The organism is Marinimicrobium hydrolyticum (assembly GCF_030848505.1).
Lineage (GTDB): Bacteria > Pseudomonadota > Gammaproteobacteria > Pseudomonadales > Cellvibrionaceae > JAVDDU01.
Map to the genome: position 1 here is coordinate 70,719 of NZ_JAVDDU010000001.1, position 19,270 is coordinate 89,988.

Annotated in this window: 11 protein-coding genes; 2 read left to right on the forward strand and 9 right to left on the reverse strand. The window is 54.9% G+C overall.

Annotation, left to right across the window (positions count from 1 at the left end; genetic code table 11):
* The first annotated feature begins 4 nt into the window (after positions 1–4).
* Positions 5–3,961, forward strand: a complete 3,957-nt coding sequence (locus RBH33_RS00330) for a YhdP family protein (protein ID WP_306730123.1) — start codon at positions 5–7, stop codon at positions 3,959–3,961.
* 59 nt (positions 3,962–4,020) lie between these two features.
* Here RBH33_RS00330 and RBH33_RS00335 read toward each other — a convergent pair whose 3' ends face one another.
* Both RBH33_RS00335 and RBH33_RS00340 read right to left on the reverse strand, forming a co-directional pair.
* Positions 4,021–4,308, reverse strand: a complete 288-nt coding sequence (locus tag RBH33_RS00335) for a hypothetical protein (RefSeq protein WP_306730124.1) — start codon at positions 4,306–4,308, stop codon at positions 4,021–4,023.
* Positions 4,309–4,693: 385 nt separating this feature from the next.
* Complete coding sequence (locus tag RBH33_RS00340) at positions 4,694–5,905, reverse strand: lytic murein transglycosylase (protein WP_306730125.1); 1,212 nt, start codon at positions 5,903–5,905, stop codon at positions 4,694–4,696.
* A gap of 341 nt (positions 5,906–6,246) precedes the next feature.
* On the opposite strand from RBH33_RS00340, the gene RBH33_RS00345 reads away from it, so the two are divergent.
* Positions 6,247–8,367 carry a hypothetical protein gene (locus RBH33_RS00345; RefSeq protein WP_306730126.1) on the forward strand — a complete coding sequence of 707 codons (2,121 nt, stop codon included), beginning with the start codon at positions 6,247–6,249 and terminating at the stop codon, positions 8,365–8,367.
* A 122-nt stretch (positions 8,368–8,489) separates the two neighbouring features.
* Here RBH33_RS00345 and RBH33_RS00350 read toward each other — a convergent pair whose 3' ends face one another.
* The 7 genes from RBH33_RS00350 to RBH33_RS00380 form a co-directional block, all read right to left on the reverse strand.
* Positions 8,490–8,768: a hypothetical protein gene (locus RBH33_RS00350; RefSeq protein WP_306730127.1), complete on the reverse strand. Its 279-nt coding sequence runs from the start codon at positions 8,766–8,768 to the stop codon at positions 8,490–8,492.
* A 31-nt stretch (positions 8,769–8,799) separates the two neighbouring features.
* Positions 8,800–9,528, reverse strand: a complete 729-nt coding sequence (locus RBH33_RS00355) for a DsbA family protein (RefSeq protein ID WP_306730128.1) — start codon at positions 9,526–9,528, stop codon at positions 8,800–8,802.
* A 2,061-nt stretch (positions 9,529–11,589) separates the two neighbouring features.
* Complete coding sequence (locus tag RBH33_RS00360) at positions 11,590–12,558, reverse strand: diguanylate cyclase domain-containing protein (RefSeq protein ID WP_306730129.1); 969 nt, start codon at positions 12,556–12,558, stop codon at positions 11,590–11,592.
* Positions 12,559–12,732: 174 nt separating this feature from the next.
* Positions 12,733–13,470 (reverse strand): Crp/Fnr family transcriptional regulator, encoded by a 738-nt coding sequence (locus RBH33_RS00365; protein ID WP_306730130.1) that lies wholly within the window; start codon positions 13,468–13,470, stop codon positions 12,733–12,735.
* 530 nt (positions 13,471–14,000) lie between these two features.
* Complete coding sequence (locus RBH33_RS00370) at positions 14,001–16,556, reverse strand: chemotaxis protein CheB (RefSeq protein WP_306730131.1); 2,556 nt, start codon at positions 16,554–16,556, stop codon at positions 14,001–14,003.
* Positions 16,557–16,607: 51 nt separating this feature from the next.
* Positions 16,608–17,210, reverse strand: a complete 603-nt coding sequence (locus tag RBH33_RS00375) for a PAS domain-containing protein (protein WP_306730132.1) — start codon at positions 17,208–17,210, stop codon at positions 16,608–16,610.
* 371 nt (positions 17,211–17,581) lie between these two features.
* Entirely contained in the window at positions 17,582–18,973 is a 1,392-nt protein-coding gene (locus tag RBH33_RS00380) for a family 43 glycosylhydrolase (protein ID WP_306730133.1), read from the reverse strand.
* Between the last annotated feature and the right edge of the window lie 297 nt (positions 18,974–19,270).

Consider the following 19,270-nt stretch of genomic DNA (forward strand, 5'->3'; position numbering starts at 1 on the left):
CCGCATGGTAAAAGCTCTTCGCTACCTGGTGAAAAAATTCTACATCCTGTGTGCTGTTGTGCTGATAGGGGCGGCGGTAGTGGTTCAGGCTGGGCGCAGTTTGGCGCCCCTGGCGGAGCGCTACCCCGATCAAGTCGCGGAATATCTGTCGGAACAGCTTAATCTGGAAGTCAGTCTGGGGGCTATTCACGCCCATTGGGAGGGCCTGAAACCGCGCCTTTCCCTACGGGATATCCGCATTCGGGATCTGGATGGTTACCGCCTTCTGGTGGCCGAAGGTGCTGAGCTTGAGCTCGACCTGTTGAGCAGTGCCCTACGGCTCAAGCCCGTTTGGGGGGAAATAGAACTGCACTCAGCCCACCTATTGCTCACCCAAAGCGAATCTGGCACTTGGGGTGTACCCGGGCCAGCGACTCAGCAGCAAGGGGCCCAGCTGGACGACGTTTGGAGCTTGGTACAACTGGGAACCCGCGTTGAATTTCATGATACCCGGCTGCGTCTGGCGTTTGCCAACGGCGAGCGGTTGGACTTTATCGCACCCCACATACTGCTGGAAAATCACGAAGACTTTCACCGCTTGTCGGCGCAGGTTGACATCGCTGAGCGCGCCGGCGCTTTGAAACTGGTTATCGAAGGCCAGGGTAACCCTTCAGATTCGCGCCGCTTCCACACCCAGGGTCATCTGGAGTTAAGCCAGATTCCTCTGCGGGAGTCCGTGGTAGCTCTGGAAGAAGCCTTCTTGGGTGAAAGTGAACGGGGCGAATGGGTACGGGACGGGCGAGCCAACGCGCGGCTGTGGTTTGACAGTTTACCCAGGGGCGAAGGTTACAGTCTTCGTGGGCACGCCACCCTGGAAGACTTGACGCTACCCATACAGGGGCGTGATCTGCGTACCGTATCCACGAAAGTGTCCGGGCAGTGGATGCGCGACGGCCGCTGGCAAATGGCGCTGCAGGAGCTGAGTGCGCTGTGGGGCGAGCAAAAGCTTCCAGCGGTGAATATGGGGGCCAGCCTGGACGGACCAAAAGCGCCAGTGCAGATCATGATGGACCGCCTGGAGCTGGGCTATTGGGCCGACTTGGTGGATCAATTTGGCCTGCTGGGGGATGGCTTGTTGCAAGAAGTACTGCAAACTCTCAAGCCGCGCGGGCACTTGCACCACGTGCAACTGACGCTACCCCGGGAGGAACCGCAACGCTGGGAACTGGCCGCTGAACTGAATCAGGTGAGTGTAGATCCCTGGCAAAACGTCCCGGGCTTTACCAATGTTTCGGGCTACCTGGCGGCCAATCAGTCCGGTGGCACCCTGGATCTAGACAGTCGCAACGGCTTCGGCATGTTTTATGAGGGCACGTACGACGCGCCCATGGGCTACCAGCGAGCCCGGGGGCAGGTGGCTTGGCATCTACGGCCGGAAGACAACAGGATTTACGTCAATAGCGGCCCCCTGACGCTGGCGGGTGAGCGGGAATCCGCTCGCGGCAGCTTCTGGCTGGCCATGCCCTGGCAAGCCGGTACCGATGACATCGACCTTTATATTCAGGTGGCTACAGAACAAATGGCGGCGCCCCTGTACGCCAAATATCTGCCCGCCGTATTGCCCCCGGTTTTGACCGATTGGTTACACAGCAGCCTGGCACGCGCCAATCCGGGGCGTGTCACCGCTGGCGATTTTGTGTTTCGCGGCACCCTCAGCGAGCCCAGCGAGATGGCGCGGAGCCACCAACTGTATTTGGCGTTCGAGCGAGCCCGGCTTAAGTACGATTCAGAGTGGCCAGCGCTAACAGGAGGGGAAGGGCAGCTTTGGTTGGATGACAGCCACTTGAACGTGCAACTGACACAAGCCCAGGTGTATAACAGCCGAGTTCATGATGTTGAGATCGGCCTTGCACCCAATGCGGAGGGCGAAGGCCTTTTATTAATTATTGATGGCCAAGTCGACGGTATCGCCAGCGACGGTTTGAGGCTGCTGCGCGAATCCGCCTTGCAGCGCCAAGTGGGCCGAGCAATGGACGGCTGGTACATGCATGGCGATTTGCAGGCGGAATTGTCGCTGGCAATTCCACTGCAGGCAGATCAGCCCGGAGCTCGACAGGTAGTCACTGTAGATCTAGATGTCCCCCGCTGGGCTATGGATCATTATGACCTGGAAATGCGTAACCTGAAGGGTCGTATTCGCTACACCGACCGGGACGGGCTGAGCGCCGACGCCTTGCAAACCACTTTGTTTGGCGAACCTTTGAGTATATCCATTGCCAGCCAACGCTCACGGGATGAAGACCTGCCTCAAACCTTGCTCTCCTTCGCTGGTGCGGTGCACAGTGACCGATTGCTGGAATGGTCTCAACAACCCGCGGCGGCCTTCCTGCGCGGCAACATCAACTATCGAGCGCAAGTGGAACTCACTCACCGCCCAGAAACCGATGAGGGCGATCGCCGCAAGGTAGCCCTGGCCATTACCAGCGATCTCGAAGGTGTTGCGGTCGATTTGCCAGCCCCGTATGGCAAAGGCCCCGCTACAGCGCGGCCAACGCATTTGAACATGGTGTTCGGTACCGAGACGTCGCTGATCGATCTTCACTATGGCGATTTGTTGCAAGCTCTGGTGCAGCTCGACACCGAAGGTTTTCAGTTACGGGCCGCCAATTTGGCGCTGGGTGAGCCAGCTCAGTTGCCCACCGACTCAAGGTTGCACCTGAGCGGAAGTCTGGATCGCTTTGACTGGCCTCGTTGGCAGAGCGTTTGGGATCGCTACAACGCCCATGCGGAAAAACTTGGACATGACCCTGAACAGCAAACCCAGCGTGCCCAAGAGCTACTCGCCGACGACTTGCAGCTCAGTGCCCAAATGCGTTTGGGCCAACATCAACTGGGCGGCGTCTTGCTGGAAGATATAGACCTGGGCGTGTCCTCTGAAGCTGACGGGTGGTCATTGAACTTCGCGAATGACACCTTGCAGGGGAATTTGCAGTGGTTCAACGATCAACGCCCCTTGCAGATCGAACTGGATTATTTGCGCCTGGCTCCGTCCTTGCTCACCGACTTACCCACCGACAGTGACGACGTGTTTGATCCTCGCCAGCTGCCGGCTGCGGAAGTGATGATTGATCAATTCACCGTTGAGGGAGAGGATTACGGTCACTGGTCTTTCCATCTGGTGCCCGGAGAAGAGGGGATACGGTTTGATCAAATTATTGGGGAAGTGCGCGGCTTGCATCTCAGTGGTCTCAACGGAGAGCAGGGGGCAGTGTTGGATTGGTACTTCCGGGATGACGGTTCGCAAGATTCACACTTCGCCGGATTTTTTCACACCCAAAACATGGGTGAAGTGATGCGGCGATGGGGGCAGCCGGACCTGATTGAAAGCCAGCGCGCCAGCTACCGGGCAAATTTGAGTTGGGCCGCGCCGCCCTGGGGAGTGAGCGCGGAAAAACTGGTGGGCGATGTGGTTCTGGAGCTGGACGAAGGCCGCTTTGTTCGCAACCCGGCCGGTGGCAGCGACGGTATCCTGCGCCTGTTCGCCGTCTTGAATTTTGATGCTTTGGCGCGCCGTCTGCGCTTGGACTTTTCCGATCTTTATCAGAGCGGACTGGCTTACGACAGCATTCGCGGGCGAGCGTTTTTTAATGAAGGGCAAGTGGAGTTTCGGGAACCGCTGTTAGTGCGCAGTCCGTCCAGCCGTATGCAGCTGGTGGGCCGAGTCGATTTACTGGAGGAAACTCTGGACGCACGCCTCGTTGCGACCTTGCCCGTAGCCGGTAACCTGACCTTTTTAACGGCACTGGTGGGCGGGCTGCCAGCGGCCGCCGGCGTGTTTATTGTCAGCAAGCTGTTTGAGCGTCAAATGGATCAAGCCACCAGCATTCGTTATCGCATCTCCGGCGACTGGGACGAGCCGAGGGTAAAGTTCGATCGGCTGTTTGAAGGGGATATGACCCTGAGCTCGGCTAAAGAAAAATAATAAATTTTGGACAAAAAAAACCCCCTTGCGGGGGCGAAAAAAGACTGACTTTCGTAAACTCAACCGTTCACTGAACGGAATTCTCTAATTGCCTGGTTGAACTCATCGGCAAAGGCTTTGAGTGCACTTTCCTGGCGGCGCAGCTCGGCGTTGCTCAGCCGTGCACAGTTCAGGTATGCCTCTTTGGCTTGCACATACTCGCGCACCAAGTTATTCGATTTGACCATCTGCGCCGTCACGGCCGTCGAAGGATCGGGTATTTCTGGTTTGTTTTGCGGGGCTTCACAAGCCCAGGCAGAAGCAGAAAATGCAGCGCTAAATGCAGCGACCATCAACAGTTTCTTCATAATTACTCTTTCTCGTCATCGGGCGCCTATGCAAGGCAACCCCGGGGTCGTTAACAATCTCTTCCGCTCTCTGTCCGACTCCTTCTGATGACAGTGAACTCCCTCCAGCTCCAGGGAAGAACGGAAGTGATTCTGCCATTTCTGGCTGTGGCGCGAAATACATTATACGGACCGATTTGTCATTAAATGGCGCTAAAATCGTCCATATGGTTATCAATATCACGAAACGCCCCCAAAAATGTTAGGTTTGTTGACGCTTTGAAAATGGGGCGAAAGGGAAGGGTTGTAACGTCAAATTTTTGAACGCCAGTAAACGCACAAGGCCCGCGTAATAATGACGCGGGCCTTGTGGAGGGGTGCTTCCTCCAACTGATGAAATAGAGCCTTAATCGGACAGATTAATACCCAACTTTTTGAGCACCTCAAGGCCGGGGAAGCCATCGGCTACCATGTCCTGACTGTGCTGAAAGCTTCGCAGAGCGCGTCGAGTGGCGGGCCCTAAAATCCCGTCGACGGTGCCGCTGTCAAAGCCTTTGCCATTAAGCGTTTCCTGCAAAGCGACGACTTGATCCCGGCTTAACCGTGGGGCATCCGCCGGTGGACTTTGAACCAAAGGGCCGGCGCCAGCGATACGATCGGCCAAAAGGCCCACGGAAAGCGCGTAGAACTCAGATTGGTTCCAACCCATAATCACTCTGAAATTGGAGTACACCAAAAATGCCGGCCCCTCATGCCCGGCAGGTATCAAGAGCGAAGCCTGCAAGTCTGCAGCGGGCAGTGGCGCCCCGTCGGCCCGGCGCACGCCCAGCTTGGCCCACTCAGACAGCGGCTTGCGAGTGTCCAGACCGGCTTCCATAAAGGGGAAATTGTTCGGCAGTTTTACTTCCCGACCCCAGCGGGTGTTTTCATCCCAACCCAAGTGTTGGAGAAAATTGGCGGCCGATGCCATGGCATCGGGCAGGCTGTTCCACAAATCCCGGCGGCCGCTCTCATCGTAGTCCACCGCATAGCGCAGAAACACCGACGGCATAAACTGTACGTGCCCCATGGCACCCGCCCAGGAACCTTCCATTCGCTCAGCCGTGATCGCGCCTTCGTCGATAATACGCAAGGCGGAGATCAATTCGCGCGTGAAATAGGTGCTGCGGCGTGGATCACAAGCCAGCGTGGCGAGCGAATCCAATACGGACATGCGGCCAAAGAAACTACCGAAATTGGTTTCCAAGCCCCAAAAGGCCACCAGATAAGGCGCGGGCACACCGTACTGTTTAGAAACGCGCTCCAGTAGGGCACCGTGTTCTTTGAGTAGAGCGCGGCCCTGATTGACTCGCTGCTCATTGACCCGACGACCAAAATAATCCGCAAAGGTTGTGGTGAATTCCGGTTGCCGACGGTCAAGTTCGATCACTCGCTCGGAAAATTTCACGTTAGCCAGGCTTTGCTCGAGGGTGTTGCTTGAAATACCTTCGGTACGCGCCAGGGCGTCGATATTGGCAATACACTGTGCAAATTCTTCGGCGGGCATAGCCTGGGCACTGGGAAATACTGCACTCAGGGACAAACCGAGACCCGCGAGCAGGCTTTTTCTGATGGTCATAATAACTCCGAATGGGGTAGCGCTGGCGCAAAAAGTTGTAGCTTGGAGCGCGAGAGGCTCTAGCAGTTCCCTCCCATCTAAGGGCCTTTGAGCAGGATACCAGTTCCGGCGCCCCGGAAACTACTGGGACGCGTGGACGCAATTCTGTTTTCGGTGTCGTGGTACAGAACTGGCGTATGACACAGTTCTCATTTTAAACCCATACCCCGAGTTGGCGGCGAAAAGTACCCCCAGTGCTCGTGCCGTTGCAGTGGATGCCACCGGGGGGCTCTGGCAAAATGGGCGTTCGAGGCGTCGCGCGCCAGAAGGATGTTTACAATAAAACGAAAGAAGGAGTACCCATGAAGTCTCAGTGGACCATCGGCCTCGTGGCCGCAGTAGCCGTATTGGTGACCGCGACCGTAATCGCCCGTTATTGGCCCGAGGTTCCTGAGCGGACCGAACGGGAAGCCGGCCCGGTAAGCTTTCTCGGGCAAATTCCCGCCGACAGCCCTTTTGTGATTGTGGGTAGAAACACTTCCGAAGGTGTGCCAGAAGATTGGAATCCAGGGCAGTACAATATCGGTTCGCATGAGCTAGAGCCGTTATTGGATCAGATGCGTAATACCGAACATCCGTCCTTACCTTTATTGCTGTGGTTATTGGAAGACTTCTTGGCGGCGGGTGAGGAACGTGGTTATCACGGCATGTTAGAGCATTATGGATTCAACCCCGAGGCTGCCTTTGCACTCTACTGGCACGGCGCCATGCCGGTGTTCCGGCTGGAGCTGAATGACGGCGCCGCCCTGAACGCGGTTTTGGATCGCGCCGAGGCGGAGGCGGATTTCCAGTATCCACAAACCACGGTAGGCGATGTGTCTGTGCGGACTTGGCCGTTGTTGAGTGAAAATACTCACCCGAATGTTCCGGCTCTGCAACTGGGCATAGTGGTCGAGCCGCAGCAACTGACGCTTTCCTTGCTTACCGATCGAGACGCCGACGCCAATCGTTTGCAGCGCTTCGCTCGCCAGTCCATCTCCGAGTCTCTCGCCGATACCGACTTCCAAGAAAACTGGGGGGCAGAGTTTGGGCGCAGCGATCTGTTACTGGGATTTGTGGATTACTATCGTCTGGCGCAAGCGCTGCTGTTGCCCGAGCAAAATCGTACCGGGCGGGAATTGCTGACGCTGTTTCCGGACTACGAAGGAAAACTGAAGGAAAAATTTTCACCCGCTTGCCGGCAAGAATACGTGCAGTTAACCCAAGGAGCGCCGCGTCAGGTATTTGGAAACACCGATTATGCGTTCAGCGAACAACAGATTCGCATGGGCTTGCGTTCGGTTTTACGCATTGAAAATACCGAAGTGCGCGATCAACTCCAGCGCCTGCCCGGCTTTTTGCCGGAGTACAGTCGGCATGTGGACGATAAGCTGTTCACCGCAGCGATGGGTATTACCATGGACGAGCTGGTGCCAACCTTGAGCGCCCTCTGGCGCCAGCTTGTCAACGCGCCGTATGAGTGTGATTCCTTGCAAGCCATGCAGCGGCAACTGAATCGGGCCAACCCCATGATGATGGGCATGTTTACCGCCATGGCCAGTGGGCTCCAGGGTGTTGGCCTGGCGGTTTACGATGTACACGCCGATCCGGACAGCGAAGCCGGGCTTGATGGTGATGCGCTGCTCTCCTTCAGCGCCAAAGATCCCGAAAGCTTAGTTTCTTTATTGACCTCCTACGCCCCCGGTTTGACTGGCCAACGGGTGCCGACGGACGGTACGCCCGTTGCGTTCACGCCGCCGTTTACGAGCGAACAGCTCTACATCGCCATCAAGAGCCAGCACATCGTAATCTACCGCGGTGAACGGGCCACTGAAGCCGCCAACGCCATGGACGGAGAGGCACTGGCAAAACACGGTCTCACAGCTTTCGGTCTTAACCTTGAGCGTGCCGGCGATGTTTTACTCAGTTCACCGGAAACCATGGCCGCTGTTTTCCCGGAAAATTGCGAGCAGAGCTATCTGGGCTTATTGCAAATGAGCGGCTCACTCTCGGACTGGCACTACAGCGAAACAATGAACGAGCTGGGGTGGGACGCGCACTTTAAAATGGGTGTATCTCTCGCCGCCATTGAAGCCGACCAACTGCCCGGCGACTACCAAGTGTCGGCACTCCATGATAATGACTGTAGCTGGGAGGTGCTCGGCTCCGATAGCAAACAAGAAGACGGTAGCGGAAAGTTTACCTTTTCCGACGAGCAAGAGGGCTGTAACCTGTTTGAAACAGAGTATGATTGGCAGTTGCAAGGTAGCCAAGTGGTGCAGGTAACGCGGGCGCTACGCGAGAGAGAAACCTGTAGCGACGACTGGAAAGAACCTGATGCCGATGGATTTGCCTGCAGTATTCTACGCATGGACGATACGGGTTTTTACTGCCTATGGCAGGAAGAAACCGATATGGCGATTTATCGTTACCAGCGGCAGTAGGGGTAACGTGAAACGAAAAAAGAGGTGCACTGCACCTCTTTTCTTAGGTTTAAACTTTATTTAAAAGCGATATCGGTTAGATAATCGCCTTTGCTGGTACCCGCTGCATAGCGGCGAGTCGCTTATTCCGAAAGAAGCTGGCCATCGGAGTGCTTCTTCTCATTAATCGGAGCGGCGGTATCTCCAGCTTCCAGTGGCCTGCCACGATTTCTAGCGTTGGCCTCGCTAACGACAACGCCTTTACTACTGTTTTCGGCGACCCCGTTCTTGCTGGCGATGTTAATTTTGCTTATGGTAGGGGTCTTTTCGTCATCCGCGTTATTTTCCTCATCGGCGTTCGCCGATATCGTTACTGAAGCGAGAAAAACTAAAACGAAAAGTTTCATTGCTATGGCTTTCATAAAACCTCCTCGACATTATTGAAATAAACGTTTATTCGACCTGTCCAATCAAGGAGCGCAGGTCATTAATACTCATGGCGCCCATCCTAAAAATGGCCTTTCCGTTTGATGCATTGTATATAACGGTTGTTGGAGTTCCTTGAATCCCCAGTGAACGGCCCTCTCGTATATCTCTCTCGATTCTCGACGATATCTTCTGTGAATATAGGCATGAGTCGTATGTCGGCTTGTCTACGTTCAGGGACGAAAGAAGATCAGAAACAACGGACTCGTTTAGTGGTGCTTCATCCAAGTAGATCTTGTCGAAAAAGGCGAAAAAGCCCTTACTGTCTTTCTGTTCTGCAATGCACTCAGGTACTTTGGCCCATTGTGCAGAAGGGGACTGATCATTCAGCGGAAAGTGACGTAAACTCCAGCTCACAGAGCCTTCGCTTTCATCAATAGCTCTCTTTGCAACACTGTAGAACTGTCTGCAAAATGAGCACTGTACATCGAAATACGAAATTAGCTTTATGGGGGATTCGCTATTTCCATAAACGCGATCTGTTTGATCGGGTTCTCTCACCTTTTCAATCAGCTCTGCCCCTTCAAGAAAGGTCGGCGGCTGATTAATGGGCGCAGCCGCCGTTTTTACACTAACCGGCTCTGCGCTCCCGTTAGCGCCACTAGAGGTGTTTAGTCGCTCACCCGTATACACTATCGCGAGCCCAATAATCACGGCATGGATTATCGCTCCCCAAAAAAAGCGCCAACTTTCCATATAATCTCCGATAATTGTTAGTAAATTGTATTGCTACAGGGTAAAGGATTTCACTTTTCGAAAATTCCGCATTAGCGCGATAAGTAGCATAAACAAATAGACACTTCCCCCTGCAATGCCGCCACCGGATGAACTGCTTTCGCTACCTCCACCACTAGATGAGCCGCCGCTGCTTCCACCACTAGACGAGCCGCCGCTGCCTCCTGTGCAGGCCGAGCTCGACGAACAATAGCCATCGCAGGCATACGAGTTCGAGCTTTCGCAACAAAGGTTGCTGTTGTTCATGGACTCATAAGGTGCTGCTGACGGACAACTCGAGCAGAACTTACCGGCGGTACAACCATCGCCACTACCACTGCCGCCGCCAGTACTGCCACCACCAGTACTGCCACCGCCACCACCAGTGTTACAGCTGCTGCTGGAAGAGCAGAATCTATTGCCCGAGCTGTCTTCACAGGCGTACGAATTTGAAGACTCGCAACAAAGGGTGCTGTTGTTCATAGATTGATAGGGGGTAGACGACGGGCAACTTGAGCAAAAGCTACCAGCGGAACAGCCATCACTGGCACCGCCTCCGCCACCGCCAGTGCTGCAGGTGCTGCTGGATGAGCAGAATCTGTTGCCATTGCTGTCTTGGCAGGCATAGGAGTTCGATGACTCGCAGCACAAGCTGCTGTTGTTCACGGACTGATAGGGCGTGGATGAGGGGCAGCTCGAGCAGTAGCTTCCAGCCGAGCAGCTGCCGCCGCCACCGCCGCCACCGCCAGTGCTGCAAGTACTGCTGGATGAGCAGAATCTGTTGCCACTGCTGTCTTGGCAGGCATAGGAGTTCGATGACTCGCAGCACAAGCTGCTGTTGTTCACGGACTGATAGGGTGTCGACGAGGGGCAGCTCGAGCAGTAGCTTCCAGCCGAGCAGCTGCCGCCACCACCACCGCCGCCGCCAGTGCTGCAAGTGCTGCTGGATGAGCAGAATCTGTTGCCACTACTGTCCTGACACGCATAGGAGTTCGATGACTCGCAGCACAAGCTGCTGTTGTTCACGGACTGATAGGGTGTGGACGAGGGGCAGCTCGAGCAGTAGCTTCCAGCCGAGCAGCTCCCGCCGCCGCCACCACCGCCGCCGCCGCCAGTGCTGCAAGTGCTGCTGGATGAGCAGAATCTGTTGCCACTGCTGTCCTGACACGCATAGGAGTTCGATGACTCGCAGCACAAGCTGCTATTGTTCATGGACTGATAGGGTGTCGACGAGGGGCAGCTCGAGCAGTAGCTTCCAGCCGAGCAACTGCCGCCACCACCGCCCCCGCCAGTACTGCAGGTACTGCTGCTTGAGCAGAATCGATTGCCGCTACTGTCCTGACAGGCATAGGAGTTCGCTGACTGGCAACATAATCCACTGTTGTTCATTGATTGATAGGGTGTGGAAGACGGACAGCTCGAGCAGTAGCTCCCGCTAGTACAAGAAGCATTGGCCATGTTGGAAAGCAACGCGGCAAGGGCGATGGCAATGTAGACAAGCCACAGCCTTGGATCAGACAAAGTACGTTTATTATTGGGCATGGCACAAGGCTCCTTCAATCTAGACAAACCCGTCGCTGTTATATGAAAAGGGGCTCCACTAGTGCTCTCAGATGGTCGGAACTAGGTGGGAAGCCGGACTTGCCCTCATGCAGGGGGGGAGCCTTGCAGAAGGGCGGGTACAGGGAACCATTCGGACTTTAGCTCACAATCCTTGCGGATAAATCACCCAAATGGGGTATTTTTATGCCAAGCGGTGAAAATAGTTGGTGGGAAATGGGCCAAAATTCTCCTTTTGCGCTCCGGTGGAACGCCTTTGGCCCGTAAACGCTGTGTTACTTTGGGGAGGATGGCCCTAGAAGCTCGGGTGTATCACCGTGTATTCAGTGGAAAACGGGGGGAGTGGGGGCGCTGAGGCGATGGAGGGGGAGGCACTGACCCGCAGCGGAGTCACTACCCTATGACGGGTGCGATGCGCCTCTTTCTTGGCGAGCGATTTCAATCTCGTCAGACCCTACCCAATTACTAAGGCAATTTGTGAGGCTAACACGCGCCGAAAAACTGGAAGCTATTCCGGCCGTTCTCCTTAATAGAGTACATGGCCATATCGGAATTTCGCAGTAAGGTGTCGGCGTCCATGCCGTTCTCCGGATAAATACTGATGCCGACGCTCAAGGTCAGGTGAAATTCGTGTCCGTCAATTATGTGCGGTCCAGCGAACTTGGCTAGCAGCTTTTCAGCAATTTGAGCGGTATCCTCCCGTTCTTCGATTTCGGTCAATAGAATCACAAACTCGTCACCACCATGTCGGCATACGGTGTCTGTGAGTCGAACGCAGGAGACAATCTTTTCCGCCACATCCTGCAGTAGATGGTCGCCGACGGTATGACCGAAGGCGTCATTAATTCCTTTAAAGTAATCGAGGTCGACGAACAGCAATGCGACTTGTTTGCGGTGTCGTTTGGCCATGCCAATAGCGTGGGTTAGCCGCTCCATCAATAGCTGTCGGTTGGGTAAACCCGTGAGCGCATCATGCTGTGCAAGATGACGCATTTTCTTAACTTCAGAACCTGACTGATGGGCATCGTGAAACACAATGACCGCCCCCTCTATTTGCCCGAGGCGGTTGAGGATGGGCGCGGCTGAATCTTCAATCGCCAGGTCAGTTCCGTCGCGGCGAATTAGTACGCTGCCCAGGGCTAGCTCCACCGTTCGTCCTTCCCGGATGGCCTCTTGTGCAGGGTTAATTGCTCGCTGGCGAGTCGCGCCATCGACAATCAAAAAAATGTCCTCAATCGCACGCCCGAGCGCTTCATCCTTGTGCCAGCCTGTCATTTGTTGAGCCACCTTGTTCAGATAGATGACATCGCCTTTTGGATTGACGACCAATACCGCGTCGCCAATGGCATCCAAGGTGATTTGCGCCATGTCTTCAAAGGTACAATTGCTGGAAAGGTGGCGCGCGCCCTTATGTGCGCAGGGCGTACCGCCGGACTGTTTGCTTGGCCGCACCTTCCTGACCGCGCGCGTGGCGGGCGAACCCAGAAAGGGTAGGTTTTTTTGGGGTGTGTTCCGCAACGTAGGCATATCGGCCAGAGTAATCGGAAATTATTTTGGGGTCTGTACGCGAACGAACTTAGGCCTTAGTAGGCGAAACACTAGTCGTTCAAAACGTCACGCTCTGGTCTAGTGGGAATCCGTTGGCGTAGGCGTTCGTTCAGGGTGAACCTGACACTTTGGCTTAAGCAGACGATCGGTTTCTCTTTTTACCACGGAATAGCATTCACAACTCAGTTGTTCCAGCTTAGGACGATTGGTCACTTCGATATGGCCACGCCGGTACTCGATTACGCCGAGCTTCTGTAAGCGTCCCGCTGCCTCGGTCACGCCTTCGCGACGCACGCCAAGCATATTGGCGATTAACTCTTGGGTCATAATCAGATGATTCGTAGGCAGGCGATCCAGGGAAAGCAAAAGCCAGCGGCACAACTGTTGGTCAATGGAGTGGTGGCGATTACACACGGCGGTTTGTGCCATTTGGGTAATCAGTGCCTGAGTGTAACGCAGCACTAACGACATCAGATCGCCGTGGCGGTCGAATTCATCGACGAGCCGTTGTCCGGCCAGTCGGTAACCACTGCCAGCACTTTGCACCACGGCTCGGCTAGACGTGCTTTCACCGCCCATAAACAACGAAATACCCACCAACCCCTCGTGACCCACCACAGAAATTTCTGCCGAGGCGCCGCTCTCCATCACGTAGAGCAACGATACGATGGAATCAGTGGGGAAATACACATGGCGCATTTTGTCGCCGGGCTCGTAGAGCACCTTGCCAAGGGGCAAATGAATTTCTTCAAGATAGGGAAAAATGCGTTGCTTCACTTCAGGCGACAAGGCGGAGAGGATTTGATTTTGATTCATCGTTGTAACGACAGGGGCTCCCTTGCGTCTCCATATTGGCTTTGTGCGAATCTGAGTAAATCATCCGCGTGGGCACGTACGATGTCATACAATGCGTGTTTTAGCCAACGTTTTATTAGTCACGTAGGGGGCAATGGGCTATCAGTTTCCCGGGCGCGTCACAAATACATCCGTATACTCTGTTAATGCGTCCCAGCCATCCTTGTAGACTCGTTCTCGGTCATCCTTGAGAAAACGGCCCGGGAAACTGATAGCCCATCGCTTTCAGGCCCTAACGTTTTTAATCCTATCGTTTCAGTTCGCTATGTTCTGTACGTTATCGAACATTGAAGAAAAATAAATGATCAGAGTGTGCGTTTAGCGGCGAAATGCGCCGGGAAGATGGAGCGCTACTGTTTAGTCAGCCTGCCCATTACTACATACGAATTACATTACTCATCACTGAAAAAACTGTTTTCCAGAGCGCAATAGGGCGCCGTCGTTTATGTCAGCCTTAAAGCGCTAGTGGAACTGGAATCGATACGTTCTCGTTAGGGTTTCGCATCTTTACGCAGGGCTTGTTCCAGCTCTTTGGTCGCGGTGATATCCAAAAGAGTGATTACCACTCCGTCGATAACATCGTCCAATCGGCGATAGGGCATGATCCGTACTGTAAACCACCGGTTGTCGGTGGTGGTGATTTGCTTCTCGGAAAACGCCAGTGTGCTTAGGGTGTTGAGGGCGTCGTCATTCAGTTCCGGATATTGCAAGCTGGTGGTGAGGTCGGACAGAGGGCGGCCAACATCGCTTTCACGGATGCTGATGATCTTTGACGCACGATCGGTAAAGCGACGCAGGTTCAAATCCTGATCGAGAAACAAAATGGCGATATCGATGCTGTTGAGTAAATTCTTCATATCGCTCTGAGCCAGAGCAAGATCATCCAGTTTCGTCTGCATCTCCGAGTTGATGGTTTGCAGCTCCTCGTTCATGGACTGCATCTCTTCCTTTGAGGTGGTCAGCTCTTCGTTGGTTGACTGCAGTTCCTCATTGGTCGATTGCAGTTCTTCGTTGGCGGACTGCAACTCCTCCCGGGACGCGCGGTTTTCTTCTCGCAGCGTCTGGATTTCATCCTGGCATTGTTGGAGCTCGGCGGCATGGGCTTGTTGTGTGAGTGTCTTCGGTTCGTCGTTGTGCTCCCTGGCGTGAGCCGGGGCGATGTCGCGGAACACGATCATTTTCATGCCGCGTAGGGTGGTGGGTTCGCGCAGCGCCTGTACGGTGATATCGACGTTCTGAATCCCCCCGCCAGGCAGTTGCACTTGGAGACCTTGTAAGTGCAGAGGTTCTCCCTGATTCCCAGCTTGGCGCAGGGCGCTGGCAATGGGGGTACGCAGCCCCTCCCGCACCATGGCATGAAAATTCCAGTTGGCTTTGCCGGCGGCGGGTTCCAGATACTTACCCGTGCGGCCGCTGATATAAACCACATCCCCCTCATCATTGACTACCACCGCCGCGGGGGCGTAGACCTGCAATAGCACCTGGTTGGCTGCCGATTGTAGATTATCATTTGATTGGGAACTTGAGTTGCTGGGGGACACGGGATGCTCCTTGGCTATCCTGGAAAGAGGTGGAATCGATTTAACCGGCAGCCGGGTTTCGCCGCTCTTGGCATTATCCTGGCGCGCGTACAGTCGCAGTTTGGATTGCAGGGTTGTAAACAGCGGCGTGTGCCGCCCGACCGTTTCAGAACTCCCCAGTAACAGCACACCTTTGTCGCGCAGGCTGTAGTGAAACAGGGGAATCAGTTTGCGTTGCAGACTTTGATCGAAATAGATCAGTAGGTTGCGGCAGGATATCAGGTCAAGGCGGGTAAAGGGCGGATCAAGCACCACATTGTGCTGGGCGAACAACACCAAATCACGGATTTCAGTATTGATCTGGTATCCGTCATTGTGAGCGCTAAAAAAGCGCTCCAGACGTTCAGCCGACACAGCGGCGCTGATGTCGGCGGGGTAATAGCCGCGACGCGCGGTGGCAATCGCGTCCGGGCTCAGATCGGACGCGAAGATCTGCAGGCTAACCTCATGTTTGTGGGGCAGGTTGTCCAGCGCCTCTTTAAAGATCATGGCCAGGGAGTAGGCTTCTTCGCCAGTAGAGCAACCGACCACCCAGGCGCGTAGGTGGGGTTCCTCACGTCGTCTCGCCAGCAGGTCCGGCAGGGTCTTTTCCGCTAGGTGCTGCCACACCGGAGCGTCACGGAAAAAGCTGGTCACCCCGATAAGCACTTCCTTGAACAGCAGGTCAATCTCCTGGGGGTTGTGCTCCAAATAATCCGCGTACAGGTCCAAGGTGGCGATTTCGTGGATCGCCATGCGCCGCTCCATGCGCCGGTGCAGGGTGCTGGGCTTGTAGTGGGAAAAGTCTTGGCGGGTTCGCTGTTGCAATAGGCGGAGAATGCGCTGTAAGGGCTCTGACTCCTGCCCGGGCTCCACATGAGGTGGTTCCGCCGATTTCCCGCTAGGGGCCTCCCGCTCCGGTGCCTGCTTGAGGCTGGCCAGAATGCGGGCGGGCAAATCTTCGACCGGAGCGATGATGTCGGCACAGTCTGCGGAGATGGCGCTTTGGGGCATGGCATCGAACTGCGCCGTGTCTGGCTGTTGCACCGCCGTGAGGCCGCCTACCGCCTTGATCGCCTGTAAGCCCAGAGTACCGTCAGCGCCCATGCCGGACAGTACAACCCCGATTGCTCGCTCTCCTAGGGCGGTGGCCAAGGAAGAAAACAGCACATTGATTGGTAGTCGCATGCCCCTGGGCTCCATGGGCTTTGCGAGCTTCAGCAAGCCGTCGACTACGCTGAGTTCCGTATTCGGCGGTATTACATACACGGCATCAGGCTCGATGGGCATGCCTTGGGTCGCTTCCCGCACCCGCATTGGGGTTATGCGTTGAAGCAATTCCGTGAGTAACGTCTTGTGGGTGGGATCGAGATGCTGCACAACCACATAGGCCATGTGGCTGTTCGGCGGTATCTGGGCGAGGAATTGCTCCAGCGGTGCTAGGCCACCGGCGGATGCACCAATGCCCAAGATGCGTAAGGTCGCCACAGTTTTTCTTGGCGCATTGGCAGGGGTCAAAGCAGCCATAGCAGGGGACGGCTAACAGGGGTTCTCGGCATTGGCGTACTCGCAGCAAGCCAACAGAATATGCTCGTGCCCTGCAGGAAGTGACGCCATAAACTGTATGTGTCGCGAGCCCCCACTTATCTCGGCTAGGCAGCTTTTCTTAGCGCCGGACTGTGCGACATCCTGAAGTAGAGCAAGCACCCGCGCTCGGCTTTCGGTGGCTAGGAATGTACCGAGCGAGTGACCCTCAATATCCTTAGGTCCAACGCCAAAGAGCTCAGTAGCGGCCAGATTGCTCTGAATGACGTTGCCCTCTAAGTCAACGAGACAATAGCCAAAGGGTGCTGCATCGTACAGCGTCCGGTAAAGGTCCAGATCCTCCACAAGCGCCTGTTCATTGGCGGCGATCTCTTCGTTCTGCAGATCAAGTTCTACTTGGTGAACCTGCAGTTCATGGAGCAACTTGAGGGCATCGTCCGCTCTGTTGGGATCACTGGAGAGGCCGTGGAGTAAGCGCAGGGTGTCAACGTTTATTGACCAGTAACCTGTTGCCGGCGCTGTGCCAGCGAGCAACAGCGCTTCAGCCTTGTCTCGCAGCTTGATGTAGACACTGGATTCATCGATGGTAGCGGGCATACAGCCTCCTCGGGATATGGCCCTCATAGTAGCTTATCGTCGCCGGCATTAGTATCAGGAAGATTGCAAGTGGACACCCGGAGGCGAACACTCCCTTACTGGTCGGACCCTTGGGTAGTGTTGGCAAAATGGCAGCGCTCACCGTCTTTGATAAAAATACGATTTCGCGCCGATAGGGAAGAGGACTTCTCGCGAATGATTACCTTATTTAAAGCAGGGGGGCAAGTTAAGCGGTAAACAAGACGACTACTGCAAGTAGCTCTTGTGCTCGTCATCCAGACTCGTGGTGCTGCGTATCTGTTGGAGTGCCGCGACAGGAATGACAGGGAGCTTTTCCCTGTCATTCCAAGGTAAGAGAGAAATTTGGGCCTTTATTGACGAATCATCATCCATTGTTGGTTTTCACCACCGGTCGGGTGCCACTGAGTGATGTTCGCTTGGTTTTCCGAACTCCAGCCCGACACATCCAACACATGGCCACTTAGATCCGACTGAACTTCAACGTAATTGCCCACCGGATTCAGGCTCCACCTTTGCCCTGCGCCGCCCCAGTAATCCCACTGAGCAATATTGGCGCCGGCTGAAGTGCTGGCCTCCCATACGTCCATGCTTTTTAGACTTCCGGCATTAATCAAACTGTAGTTACCCGTACCCTGATCGATCACGTACCAGTTTTGGTGCAAACCACCAAAGTAATCGTACTGCACAATATTGGCCCCATTATCGGTAGACGCGTAAGCCACTTCTAAGGCTTTGCCGCTGTGGCGCGAGGTAAAGCTATACATGCCCTCGGTCACGCCGCCACACTGCACAATGGTGTCGAAATTGTGAGTCATGGACGGCCAGCCGTTTAGGTAGGTCATCATCTGAATGTCCAGCTTGGCTGTGCCGTTATCACTCAAGTCGTAGTAATGAGTGGAGACGTAATTGCAGCCATCTTGTTTGAGTACACCAATATGGCCCGGTCCTTTGCGGTGTCCGTCCTCGTTCGGCAGTAAATTACGCTCGCCGGTATAAGGGCCGAAGACACTTTGTGAGCGCGCCACCTGCACCCGGTACGTACTGTCTGCCCCTTGGCAGCAGGTCCCGCGGGTAAAAAACAGGTAGTAGTAATCGCCGTTGCGTGTAATGTAAGGCGCTTCGATGGAATCGTGGCCACCACCGTAAATGTGAGTCACAGGGCCGGCCAATTTGCCTGTTGCCTGGTCCACCTCTGCGACACCCAAGCCGCCAAACCAGGACCCGTAGGACATATACACACGCCCATCATGATCGCGGAACACCGCCGGATCGATCGCATTGATCTCGTTCACCCCACCGTAGGACTGAACCACCATCCCCAAATCCTCCCAGGTGGGGTTTTTCAGCGATGGTGTGCGCACCACACCAATGGCCGACTCGGACGTTCCAAAGGTGGAAACGGAGTAATACAGGTAATAATAGTTTCCGATCTGAATCACATCGGGCGCCCAGAACTCACCCTCAAAACCTGGAACCGCATCGTTAATCCAGTTGGGCCATGAGTCTCCGAACACGGTATTGGGGTTCTCCCAGTGGGTCAGGTTGGTCGAGGTGGAATACCAAAGACCCTCACCGGTCGTGAAATGAAAATAGGTATCGTCTTCGCGTATCAGAGTCGAGGGATCGTGGGAATTGGTGATCCCGGTCAACTCGATGGCCGATGCAGTGAGGCCGGACATCGCAAGAGAAAAGAAACACAGCAGTTTGAGAAACCAAGATCGGTTCAGTAGGAGGGGTTGCATAAGTCACCTTTCGTCGTTCATTTCAGTTATTTAAATACTATTATCATATAAAATGACAATGCCGATGCTATCACCCAAAGTCCACCAAAACCATGGACTGGTAAGAAGGATCCCTCATAAGAGGCTGTTCTAGTTATGCAGGTCGGGTAGGGCGGGGGATGGGCGAACAAGCTCTTGCCTCTTTAGGCTAGGCCTTACGATTGGGCACCTCTCTTTCGCCCAAAATATGTTCTACAATGTAGAAACGGCGCGTCGCCACTAGGGACCGCTGGCGAATCTAGCTAGAGGCTTGTAAAG

Excerpts from the sequence above, each read along its gene's own strand:
- RBH33_RS00330 (WP_306730123.1), top strand. The coding sequence starts at position 5 with ATGGTAAAAGCTCTTCGCTACCTGGTGAAAAAATTCTACATCCTGTGT.
- RBH33_RS00335 (WP_306730124.1), bottom strand. The coding sequence starts at position 4,308 with ATGAAGAAACTGTTGATGGTCGCTGCATTTAGCGCTGCATTTTCTGCT.
- RBH33_RS00340 (WP_306730125.1), bottom strand. The coding sequence starts at position 5,905 with ATGACCATCAGAAAAAGCCTGCTCGCGGGTCTCGGTTTGTCCCTGAGT.
- RBH33_RS00345 (WP_306730126.1), top strand. The coding sequence starts at position 6,247 with ATGAAGTCTCAGTGGACCATCGGCCTCGTGGCCGCAGTAGCCGTATTG.
- RBH33_RS00350 (WP_306730127.1), bottom strand. The coding sequence starts at position 8,768 with ATGAAAGCCATAGCAATGAAACTTTTCGTTTTAGTTTTTCTCGCTTCA.
- RBH33_RS00355 (WP_306730128.1), bottom strand. The coding sequence starts at position 9,528 with ATGGAAAGTTGGCGCTTTTTTTGGGGAGCGATAATCCATGCCGTGATT.
- RBH33_RS00365 (WP_306730130.1), bottom strand. The coding sequence starts at position 13,470 with ATGAATCAAAATCAAATCCTCTCCGCCTTGTCGCCTGAAGTGAAGCAA.
- RBH33_RS00375 (WP_306730132.1), bottom strand. The coding sequence starts at position 17,210 with ATGCCCGCTACCATCGATGAATCCAGTGTCTACATCAAGCTGCGAGAC.
- RBH33_RS00380 (WP_306730133.1), bottom strand. The coding sequence starts at position 18,973 with ATGCAACCCCTCCTACTGAACCGATCTTGGTTTCTCAAACTGCTGTGT.